This is a genomic window from Paenibacillus sp. Paensp38 (assembly GCF_059491915.1).
This window is the reverse complement of record NZ_CP168516.1, coordinates 4,741,977-4,752,850: the sequence shown is the minus strand read 5'-3', so window position 1 is coordinate 4,752,850 and position 10,874 is coordinate 4,741,977. Positions and strand designations below refer to the sequence as shown.

Here is a 10,874-nt window from a genome sequence, read left to right as displayed (position 1 = left end):
GAAGAACGTACACAGAAATCTGTTATTTTACCGAACCCACCATGCCCGCTACAAAGTGTTTCTGCATCAGGAAAAATACCAGTGCAGTCGGAAGTGTGGACAGGACAATGGCGATCATGATGACACCGTAATCCGGTGCATAGCTGGAGCCGAGGTTCGAGATCAACAGCGGAATCGTTTGATTTTCCGGCGTTTGCAGCACAATCAGAGGCCAGAGGTAGTTGTTCCAACTGGACATGAATGTGATGATCGCGGCAGCGGCATAGGTTGTTTTCATTGTAGGCATGTATACCCGGAAGAACAGACCCAGCTCGGACAATCCATCCATACGACCTGCCTCCAGTAGATCTTTGGGAAACATCTTGGTGCTTTGGCGGAAAAAGAAGATCAGGAACGCCGTAGTTACGGTCGGAATGACGACAGAAGAGAGCGTATCAATACCGATCCACGGTATGACATTAGAAATGCTGCCGAACATCCGGTAGAGCGGGATCATGATCGCCGCAAACGGAATCATCATAGACATCAGCAGGATATTGAAGACAACGTCTTTCGCTTTACTTCTGTAAATTTCAAAGCCATAACCAGCCAATGACGCGATTAGCATAGCCAGCAGCGTAGTTGAGATGGAGACTTTTGCAGAGTTACTGAGTGCGGTAACGATGTCCACTTTTTCAAGCAAATTGTGCATGTTATCCATCAGATGGGAGCCAGGCAGCAGCTTGCCCTTGGTCACATCGACCGACAGGTTCGTGGCGCTGGATAGCATCCACAGGAACGGGAAAATCGAAACGAACGACACAAGGATCAGAAAGGCGTACGTAAATGCTCTTTTTGTTTTCATCATTTTTTCTCACCTGCCACTTTGAACTGGATAATCGACAAGATAATGATCATAATGACGATGGAATAAGATACGGTCGCCGCATAACCAAAGTCGGATGAATACTTGAAGGACAGATTGTAAATATATTGCGAAATTGAAGATGTCGCGTTCCCTGGCCCACCTTTGGTAATATTCATAATTTCATCGAAGAGTTGGAGTGTACCAATCGTTGATGTAATCGAAGTGAACAGGATAATCGGCTTAAGCAGTGGAACCGTAATGCTGAAGAACTGTCGGATCGGGGAAGCTCCGTCAATACGGGCCGCTTCGTAGATGGAACTGTCAATGTTCTGAAGACCGGACAGGTAAAAGATCATATTATAACCAGTCCAGCGCCATGTGATCGCGATAATAATCGTAACCTTGGCCCAGAAAGGATCTGTAATCCATTGGATGGGCGTGCCAATCACGTGCAGATTCAGCAATAAGGAGTTTACCAGACCGTCGGACGAGAACAGGTACTTGAAGACAACGGAATAGGCTACAAGGGATGTGATACACGGCAAGAAGATAGCGGTGCGGAAAAAGCCCTTGAATTTCAGGTTTTTATCATTCAACAATACCGAAATGAACAGAGCCAGAATGACCATCAAAGGCACCTGGAAAATTAAATAGATAAACGTATTCTTCACGGCGGTTATAAACATTTTATCGGTGAAGAGTCGCTTGTAGTTATCAATGCCGTTAAAGCTCAGATTAGACCCTGTACCTGTCTTAAAGGACAAGATAAGCGCCTGAATCATCGGATAGAAATAAAAAGCGGCGATCATGATCACTGCGATGGATATGAACAACCATCCTGTCATACCTGCTTTGAGACGTGTTGTAGTTATTTTGGGCGCGGCTGTCTTCATACCATGTCAACTCCCTGTGCAGCAATAAAACCTTGAACTCGCAAGCCCAAGGTTTTAAGTGCTTTTCGTTTTATTATTTAGCCTTGGCTAGATGGACTGTCTTATTTAAGCTGTGCTTCCGCTTGTCCTTGAGCATCTTTCAGAACTGCGTCTACATCTTTTCCGTTCAGATAGTTTTGAATTTCAACGGTCATGATATCCTCAATGGCATACGTGTGCAGACCATAATTGACTTTTGGAACTTGTTTAGTCCATTCTGCAAATTTCTTATATACTTTGTCGCCTCCGAAGTACGGATCCTCCACGTCATAAGCTTTACCGCTGGAAGCTGCGTTCAATGAACCGACAATTCCAATTTTGCTCAGCATATCTTGATACAGCTCTGTATCTGTTCCGAATGTTTCTTTCAGGAAATCAGCAGCGGTATCTTGACCGTCCGAGTTAAGGACATACCAGGAGCTGCCGCCGAGGCTGGAAGCATTCACGGATTCAGGTATATTTTTCAGCTTAGGGAAAGGAACAACAGCCCATTTACCGGATTGCGAAGCTTCTGCTTTGATCGAAGGTGTAATCCAGTTACCTGTAGGTACGGAAGCAACTGCACCGCTGTTGAATGCGGCCAAGAACTGACTCCAGTCGGCATTCATTTTAACAATGTTAGCGTCGAACAAGGATTTGTACGTCAAGAGAGCTTCTTTCAGAGCTGGATTACCAGCCAGGTTTGGTGTTTTACCGTCTTCTTTCAGGTACCATGAACCTGCGGTTTGGATCATACCGCGGATCAGACCGAGGTCATTCGGATCTTGAGTCAGCATTTCTTTGCCTGTTTTTTGTTTTACGGCTTTACCAATTTCAATAAATTTGTCCCAATCAATATTGGTCAGGTCCGCTACTTTGTAGCCGGCTTGTTCCAGATAGTCCGTTCTTACATACAGTCCCATAACACCGGAGTCGAATGGAACACCGTACTGCTTGCCATTGTAGCTAGTCGGTCCAATTTTATAATCAGCGAAGTCGGATGCTTTGATCGTGCTGCTCATATCATGGAAAGAATCGGGATAGGCTTGCAGGAAGTTCTGTGCCCGATAATCCTCGATCAGAACCACGTTCGGCAATCCTTTAGTAGATCCGGAGTTAAGGCCGGCATTCATTTTTTGTACGATATCGTTTTGAGCATATTCAACAATGTTTACGGTTACATCTGGGTGTTTGGCAACGTAGCGATCTTTTGCCAGCTTCAGGGCTGCGATATTAAAATTCGGGTCCCAAGCCCAGACGGTGATTTCTTTTTTGCCTGAATCTGTGGTTGTAGCTGCTTTCTCGGAATTGCTGGAGCATGCGGATAGCAAGATCAAGCTTGCAATCAGCAGAAGGAAAGTCATTTTTTTCATTTTGTTCAACCCCTACTCTTTTTTTATATGTTGCTTGCTAGTTCTAAACTTCTCGAATGAAAGCGGTTACCTTATTTATAAATCTAGTGTACCATCCATACTTTGTCGGTGTTAGGAATATCTTTATACGGATTGGTCTTATTATTATGATTTATGAAAAAAGGTACCGCTTACATTTGTGTTTTATTTTGATTTAGGTATTTTTTTTAGGTTGAACTAAAGTTGTTCACGAAGCGCCACTGCGCGGCCGGATGGTGCTTCCCATCGCTGTTGCTTGTACAGCACCATTCCGCCCACTCCGTTCTTGTTCCACCTTCTTTGTTTAGTTCAGCCTATTTTTTTATGGGGTAGGTGGGGTGGGTTTTACGATCAGTGGGAGGGTCATTCTCACTTTGGTGCCCTCGCCTTTTTTACTGGAGATGGTCACGCCGTATTCTTCTCCATATAAAAGGGTAATGCGGTTGTGCACATTCTGGATGCCGATGCCTGTGAACAGTTGGCGCTTGCTCTTGGGATTCGGCAGTCCGTCTTGCGCCGTATGCCCGTCCAAATCCATACCGTCCCCATCATCGACCACCTCACAGATCAATGTATCCTCCGTTTTGGACACCAATATATAGATGTGGCCTACATTTTTTTCATTAAACGCATGGAAAAAAGAGTTTTCGATAAAAGGCTGAATGATGAGCTTGGGCACATGGTACTCCAGACAATCGGGTGATACAAAATAATTCACTTGTACCCGCTGCCCGTAGCGCACATGGTTAATGAACACATAATTTTGCATGTTGGCCATTTCCTGCTCGATGGTGATTGTTTCACTCACATTGCTGATTGTATTTTGCAGTAAGGAAATGAGCGCATTGATCGTTTCGGCGGCTGTTTCCTTGTTTCCTTTGAGTACCAGCATTTTGATCGAAGCCAGTGTATTGTACAGAAAATGCGGATTGATCTGCCGTTGTAGTGCAGCAAGCTCTGCGTTTCGTTGGCCTTTTTGCGTCTCTAAAAGCTTACGGATATAGTCATTTAGTTCATCCAACATGTAGTTGTAAGCATGACTTAATTGTCTAACCTCATAGCTGCCTGTTACCGGGATATAATTATCAAAATTTTTCTCACGTATGGTCGACATTTGCTTCACCAGTCGAGTCAGGGAACGAATTAGTCGACGGGATATCAGAAAAACGATCACCAAAGCAATCAGTACGATGGCAATGCAGATCCAGACAACGGATTTAACGTCAATAATTTGCCCAATCGCGGCTTGTCTGTCGATCATGTTCACCAGATAAAAATCAAATGAAGGGATATAGTTGGAAAGGAGGATACTCTCCTTATTCATCACATCCGCATTAATGTAGTTCAATCCCTGTTCATTGATTTTTGTGGCATAGCCTAGCAGCTCACTGGAGCGTTGTCCGATCAGGTCCTGGCGGTTGCTTGATACAATTAATCCCGACTTGTCCAAAATAAGCACATCATTGCCGTTGCTCGTGAAATTGTTGTAGAAACGGCGAAATTCAGGCTCTCGGATAGCGATGTAGATCATGCCGTACAGGGTGCCACTGGTCCGCTCCATAAATGGTTTGGAGGCGATGATATAGGGTGTTGGCTTTTGCGCGGTGGTATTCATTTGTTGCTGAAATAATTCAGTATCCAATTGATACATAAGCTGTGCCGGTCGTGCTACACTTTGGGCTGTAATCGCACTGCTTTTAAGCTCTTCCGCAGTTACAGGCCAATAGGATGAGTCAGAGTAAAAGCTCCGACCGTTCAGACCAGTTACAGCGACACCAACATCATAGGCATCGACGTTCGATTTAATTTGCTTCATTTGCTGTGCCATTCCGAAGTAAGTCCTCGCCGAGTTAATCGAGTCAGATTGACCGCCAGTCAGATAGTTCTTGACCGTTCCATTTTCCGAAGCATGGGTTACGGCATTCACGATGGAATCATTGAAGGATTCAAAGCTGGATTGAATCTGGCTGAGTACCTTGGCATTTGTAATACTGAATGTCTCCGCAAAAAGTCGTTCAGACATTCGAATTGTCACCAAAGAGGTCAGCAAGGACACCGCAGTGATGCTGACCACCATAACAATAAAGATTTTGAAGAACAGACCTTGATATTTGATCTTATGCATATATCTTTTCATATTCAATCTCTTTTCTGCTGGCAGATGTGACTTACTCTCTAATAGAGATGCTCCCGGCGGTACTGACTGGGCGAGGAACCCTTCACCTTTTTGAACACTTTGGTAAAATAGCTGGGGTCCGAATAGCCTACCATGCTGCTAATATCCGAAATGGACATCGTCCCCGACCGTAGTAACTCTGCGGCTTTTTCAACCCGAATTTTGTTCAGATACTCGCTAAAACCTTCTGTATGGTGTGCCGTAAAATAACTGGACAAGTAGGAAGGGTTAAAGTGAAAATATTGCCCAAGTGTCGTCAAATTGAGTGTTTCAGCATGATGCTCCTCAATATACTCCAGCAGTTTTTTCATGCTTGCGCTACTTCCCGGCTGTGTCTTGGCCATGATCTGCCTGTTCGCTTCCTCCAAAAAGGCCTCCAGAAGGCGCACAGCTTCATGTACATGAGGGGCATCATTAATTGTTTTGAAATAGGAATATTTCGCCGCATCCAACTCCTTCATATCATACCCCTGATTCCCGAGCAAAATCGTAATGTTGAACACGATATTTCCAAGAAGCGATTTGAATTCAAAAGCGGTAGAGGTATAGTTACCGGACATGGCGGCTACATAGGACCTCAAATCCTGAAAAGCTGTATCAAAATGCTCACGCTTCATCTCTTCTGTAAATTGTTTTAAGTTAAACGAGCTGTTCACTTGTACAGGCTGAGGGAGTTCGTCTTCTATTAACAGCGCTGTTCCTGGGAAATAAAAGCGGTAACTCAGCAGTTTTGGCAGTTCATCCTGATAGACGTCACTAATCTGATTGAACTCATCAAATAAATGGCTAACTGCCCAGCCTGTCTGTGGATCGACTCGCTTTGTCTCCTGAGCAACTTCCCTAACCGCAGCCATCCAGGCGTCTACTTCCCGTGGATCAAGATTGGCTAAAAACACAGCCGCATAGGCATCAGACGGCAGTTGTCGCAGTACGATGCGCTCACAGGCAGAGGATACTCGATCTGTAAGCTTGGAAAATAGGTCCGAGGCAGAGATGGAGCGCCCTTTATCCTGCTGTACCGACTGTTCTATACCTATGAGCGCAAAACGAGTATAAGGGAATGCTTGCTTCAGCAGCTCGGCGTCATAGTCCATGCTATACCCGGAGATCAGCTTTTCGATCACATGATCTATCGTAATTTGACTATTCCCAGCATCCGCCTGATATTGAATGGATGGAATTTTGCGAGCGGTTCTCTGGAGGACTTGGAGTAGTTCATCCGTGTCCAGCTTGGGCTTTAAAATATAGTCAGCAACCCCTTGTTGAAAGGTGGATCGCACGTAATTAAATTCACCGTAACTGCTAAGCACGATGACTTCAATATCTGGATAATTCTGTCTGACTATGCGCGTCAGCTCCTCGCCATCCATGATCGGCATCACGATATCTGTAATGACAATATGAGGACGCAAGGCTTCAATCAGCTCCAGCGCCTCTTTCCCGTTGGAGGCCTCACCTACAATTCGAAATCCATACTGTTCCCACGATAAATGGTGTTTAATTCCTTGCCGTACCAATATCTCATCATCCACAATCAAAATGTTGCATAGCTCATTCATGGCAGCACTCTCCGTAATTATACCTATTCGAGGATTTGTAAAAATCCTGATTCAAAAAAGACCTCCACCACGTGGACGTCATATCATCTGAGGCACATATTTGATAACGCTTCCAACTTAGCTTGAATCTAAAGCATTTAACCTTTACATGCTAACATAAACCACACGGGGATTCCAAAAAAAATTAGTCCAAATGGCATATAAAACACAAAAAAGGCAGCCGAGAAAACCTCGACAGCCTTAAACAACCGGGATTACCTTATACAGTACCCCAAGTCCGATCTCCTGCCAAATATTTTTCAGTCAAAATAGACAGCAGTTGAATGCCAACCTCATTGTGTCCTCCCTCAGGAAGGATCAGGTCAGCGTATTTCTTGGAAGGCTCAATAAATGCCTCATGCATCGGCTTAACCGTAGTCAGATAGTGATCGTGGATCGAATGGATGGTGCGGCCGCGTTCCTCAATATCGCGAAGAACCCGACGGAGAATACGCACATCAGGGTCCGTATCCACAAATACTTTGATGTCAAGCAGGCTGCGGAGCTTTTCGTCTGACAGTACGTGCAGACCCTCCAACATAACGATATGATTTGGCAGAAGCTCTACCGTCTCGTCCGTGGAGCGGGCATGAACCGTAAAATCATACACGGGCGCTTGTGTCGCTTGTCCTTTTTTCAGACATTGGAGATGCTCAATAAGCAATTCGTTGTCAAAGGCAAACGGATGATCATAATTGACCAAAGCACGTTCATCATAGCTCAGATGTGAATGGTCTTTATAATAGTTATCCTGAGATATGAAAGTCACTTTATTAGATCCCAGACGCTCAACGACGGCGCGTGCTACCGTCGATTTACCGGAACCTGTACCGCCGGCAATACCAATAATAAGCATGGCGTTTCACTTACCCTTCCCTAAATGTATCCCGATACAACTCAAGTATTGTAGCACAATGCACACTTTTTTTCATCACTGTTGAACTTTGTATTTCTTCCATTTCCGTATCTTGGCTCTGAATGTTTTAAACGGTGCCACCGAGTTGATGTGAATCCATCTTGCCATGGGCCAGTTTGGATTCGTACCCGTCCAATTGTGAACGCCTTGAGTGAAGAGCTCTTCGTGGCTAAGTGTGTCGATCCAATCCAGCCACTTTTGCTCAGTCAACTTGAACATATCGCGTAATTCGCGTAAAGATTGGTGGGAGTAAGTCTTGTAAAATGATTGATATAGTTCGCCTAGTCTGTTCCATTTATAATTGGGGGCGGGCATGATGACGGTTTTTCCTTCCCGTTCGTCTCTGTCCCATGTCATGACAAGATGAAGCCATCCGAGCTGGTAGGCAATCATCTCTGCGGGTGTTTTATCTACTTCAGGGATACGAATATCTTTTTGGCTCTCGTCGATCTCCTGAAACTCACCGTCAAATCGTAAGTAGGAGGCATGAATGGCTTCCTTTAACTCCGATTTGGAAGCGTAGTCGTAGCTGGACATCTCATCGCTCCTTTAAATGATATGGATGATACTCACCCCTTTATATGTACCATTCCCAATATGACAACTGTATGTCTTATTCAAAAATAAAAAAATATCGTTTTTTGTGATTTTATGAAACAGAATTTGGCGTGTTCACGAAACAGGATGCAAAATTAATTGAAAAATTAAGACAAAAGATAAGTAATTATACATATTTTAATATATATTTAAATGCCTATAATTATTGGAGTATAGCGTTTGAGGGCCCTCATTGGTGTTGGGATATTATTCTCTTCATCAGTACGTTATATACCGTTGGGGCAGGTCATGTCCGATGAACGGTGCAACCTTTGCTTTAGTATTCATGAATCTAACCAAGAAGGGGATTGTTATATGAAATCGAGTTTGCTAAGAAAATGTGCAAGTGTAATGTTAAGCAGTACGTTGGTACTGTCTTTATCATTACCGTTGCTAGGTCATGCACATGCGGATGGGAATTTACAGATAAGTGATGATTTCGAACAAGGAAAAGCTCAAGGCTGGACCGCGGATTCGGGGAACTGGTCTGTGGTCAAGGATGGGAATGGCTCTACATACCAGCAATCTAGTCGAAGCGAAAGCCATTCCGTTAAGGGTAATGCCTCATGGACGAACTATAGCGTGCAAGCAGATGTATATGTAAATGATTTTAATGGCTCCAATCGAGTCTACGTTGCAGGTAGATACACAGATTCCAACAACTTCTACGCAGCATCGTTGTACAACAAGAATGACGGAGCGCTTGAGATTCGAAAAAAAGTCAAAGGCTCTATGAAGACACTGGCTACCAATAAAAAATACAAACTGGACACGAATACATGGTACAGAGTTAAGCTGGAACTATCCGGTTCGGAAATCAAAATGTATGTCAATGATCAACTGGAGCTGTCCGCAACAGACACCAGCCTCACTGCTGGAGCCATTGGTTTGGTGACCTCCAAAGCAGCTGCCGAATTCGATAATGTGATTGTATCCGGTGCTTCTTCTGAGGTAGATCCAGGAACACCGCCTGTGAATCCAACACCAGGTACAGAAAAACCGACTCCTGGAGTGGACCCTGATGTAACCTCTAAAAGTAACTATAATTTGACTGGCTTTTCGTATGGTAATACAGGTGGTGGCAACATTGCGGATACAGATGCCAACTACAAAAAAGTTTACAACGCTGTAGATCTCAACGAAGCACTGAAGAAAGGCAGCAAAGTCAAAGTGATTGAGATTATGAACGATCTTGATCTCGGTTGGAATGAAATTCCTAGTGCTGCCAAAGTAATGCCTTTTAGTGCCAACAATCCTGTACAAACACATCCTGTTCTGAAAAAGACAGGTGTGAGCAAAGTCTATATCGAAAATATGAATGGGGTTACGATTTTCTCGGCCAATGGTGTGAAAATCAAACATGCCGGCTTTGTTATCAAAAGAAGCTCCAATTTGATTTTCCGTAACCTCGAATTTGATGAACTTTGGGAGTGGGATGAAGCAACCAAAGGGAACTATGACAAGAATGACTGGGACTATATTACTGTCGAAGGTGCAAGCTCCAAGGTATGGATCGACCATTGCACATTTAACAAAGCCTATGATGGTCTGGTAGATGTGAAAAAAGGGAGTAACGGAGTTACGATTTCCTGGTCCTTGTTCAAAGGAGATGACCGCAGCTCCAACAGCTGGGTAACCCAACAAGTCAACGCGATGGAAGCAGACAAGTCTTCCTATCCTATGTACGCTTATCTGAGAAGCAATGCAGTAGGCATGAGTAAAGAAGATATCATTGATATTGCAGCAGGACAAAAGAAGGCGCATCTGATCGGTGCTACGGAAATGGCTTCCGACAATCCAGATTTGGAAGTGACGCTGCATCATAATTACTATCTGGATATTCAGGACCGTATGCCACGTTTGCGTGGTGGTAATGCTCATGCATATAACATCGTTATGGACGATGCCGGATTGGCCAGAGCTAAAAAAAGAATTACTTCTGACATGGCTAAAGCAATTGCCGCCAAGGGATACCATTTTGATGTCGTGGGTAATGGTGCAATTTCAACAGAAAACGGCGCGGTATTGCTAGAAAAGTCTTATTTAATTGATGTGTTTTCTCCAGTGCGTAATAATCAAAAAGATCCTAACAAAGCAGATTATACAGGTAAAATCAAAGCCGAAGACGTTATCTTTTCCGACAATGGTACCGTATTCAGAGGAGGCAGTGAAGCTGCGAATAGCCCGTTAGCCCCTTATCCTGCGAAGGCCAAGGGCTTCTCTTGGAATGGGTTCACAACGTTGCCATACAGCTATACTGCCGAAGACCCTGCTAACCTGGTTGCTCAATTGCAGGCCAAGGATGGAGCGGGTGCAGGCAAGCTGAACTGGTCGAGTGAAAACTGGCTCAAAACGGTGTACAATACAGCCGCTACGAAAGATGCAATAGTGGAAGAAGATTCCGAATAGGTAGGCATATAAAAAAGCAGCCAGGACAG

8 protein-coding genes are annotated in these 10,874 nt (G+C 44.3%); 1 reads left to right on the top strand and 7 read right to left on the bottom strand.

Translation table 11 applies throughout. From position 1 onward, the window contains the following. Nucleotides 1–22: 22 nt before the first annotated feature. The 7 genes from ACEN8J_RS21040 to ACEN8J_RS21010 form a co-directional block, all read right to left on the bottom strand. Nucleotides 23–847, bottom strand: a complete 825-nt coding sequence (locus ACEN8J_RS21040; protein ID WP_013308300.1) for a carbohydrate ABC transporter permease — start codon at nucleotides 845–847, stop codon at nucleotides 23–25. Then, nucleotides 844–1,740: a carbohydrate ABC transporter permease gene (locus tag ACEN8J_RS21035; RefSeq protein ID WP_013308301.1), complete on the bottom strand. Its 897-nt coding sequence runs from the start codon at nucleotides 1,738–1,740 to the stop codon at nucleotides 844–846. Before ACEN8J_RS21035 ends, ACEN8J_RS21040 begins: the two co-directional genes overlap by 4 nt. Nucleotides 1,741–1,841: 101 nt before the next feature. Further along, nucleotides 1,842–3,131 carry an ABC transporter substrate-binding protein gene (locus tag ACEN8J_RS21030; protein ID WP_029516911.1) on the bottom strand — a complete coding sequence of 430 codons (1,290 nt, stop codon included), beginning with the start codon at nucleotides 3,129–3,131 and terminating at the stop codon, nucleotides 1,842–1,844. A 340-nt stretch (nucleotides 3,132–3,471) separates the two neighbouring features. Then, a complete protein-coding gene (locus ACEN8J_RS21025) occupies nucleotides 3,472–5,286 on the bottom strand; it encodes a cache domain-containing sensor histidine kinase (protein ID WP_029516910.1) in 1,815 nt (604 codons plus the stop codon). A 38-nt stretch (nucleotides 5,287–5,324) separates the two neighbouring features. Further along, nucleotides 5,325–6,884 (bottom strand): response regulator transcription factor, encoded by a 1,560-nt coding sequence (locus ACEN8J_RS21020; protein WP_318628149.1) that lies wholly within the window; start codon nucleotides 6,882–6,884, stop codon nucleotides 5,325–5,327. A 259-nt stretch (nucleotides 6,885–7,143) separates the two neighbouring features. Next, a complete protein-coding gene (gene udk / locus ACEN8J_RS21015) occupies nucleotides 7,144–7,779 on the bottom strand; it encodes a uridine kinase (RefSeq protein WP_013308305.1) in 636 nt (211 codons plus the stop codon). Nucleotides 7,780–7,854: 75 nt separating this feature from the next. After that, nucleotides 7,855–8,376: a ClbS/DfsB family four-helix bundle protein gene (locus ACEN8J_RS21010; protein ID WP_029516908.1), complete on the bottom strand. Its 522-nt coding sequence runs from the start codon at nucleotides 8,374–8,376 to the stop codon at nucleotides 7,855–7,857. Between the two features lie 375 nt (nucleotides 8,377–8,751). Here ACEN8J_RS21010 and ACEN8J_RS21005 point away from each other — a divergent pair, with 375 nt between their 5' ends. Continuing rightward, nucleotides 8,752–10,845, top strand: coding sequence for a pectate lyase family protein (locus tag ACEN8J_RS21005; protein WP_209949926.1), 2,094 nt, complete (start codon nucleotides 8,752–8,754; stop codon nucleotides 10,843–10,845). The last annotated feature ends 29 nt before the right edge of the window (nucleotides 10,846–10,874 follow it).

Bases quoted from the DNA above. Each gene is read 5' to 3' on its own strand.
- ACEN8J_RS21040 (WP_013308300.1), bottom strand. From the start codon at position 847: ATGATGAAAACAAAAAGAGCATTTACGTACGCCTTTCTGATCCTTGTG.
- ACEN8J_RS21035 (WP_013308301.1), bottom strand. From the start codon at position 1,740: ATGAAGACAGCCGCGCCCAAAATAACTACAACACGTCTCAAAGCAGGT.
- ACEN8J_RS21030 (WP_029516911.1), bottom strand. From the start codon at position 3,131: ATGAAAAAAATGACTTTCCTTCTGCTGATTGCAAGCTTGATCTTGCTA.
- ACEN8J_RS21025 (WP_029516910.1), bottom strand. From the start codon at position 5,286: ATGAAAAGATATATGCATAAGATCAAATATCAAGGTCTGTTCTTCAAA.
- ACEN8J_RS21020 (WP_318628149.1), bottom strand. From the start codon at position 6,884: ATGAATGAGCTATGCAACATTTTGATTGTGGATGATGAGATATTGGTA.
- udk (WP_013308305.1), bottom strand. From the start codon at position 7,779: ATGCTTATTATTGGTATTGCCGGCGGTACAGGTTCCGGTAAATCGACG.
- ACEN8J_RS21010 (WP_029516908.1), bottom strand. From the start codon at position 8,376: ATGTCCAGCTACGACTACGCTTCCAAATCGGAGTTAAAGGAAGCCATT.
- ACEN8J_RS21005 (WP_209949926.1), top strand. From the start codon at position 8,752: ATGAAATCGAGTTTGCTAAGAAAATGTGCAAGTGTAATGTTAAGCAGT.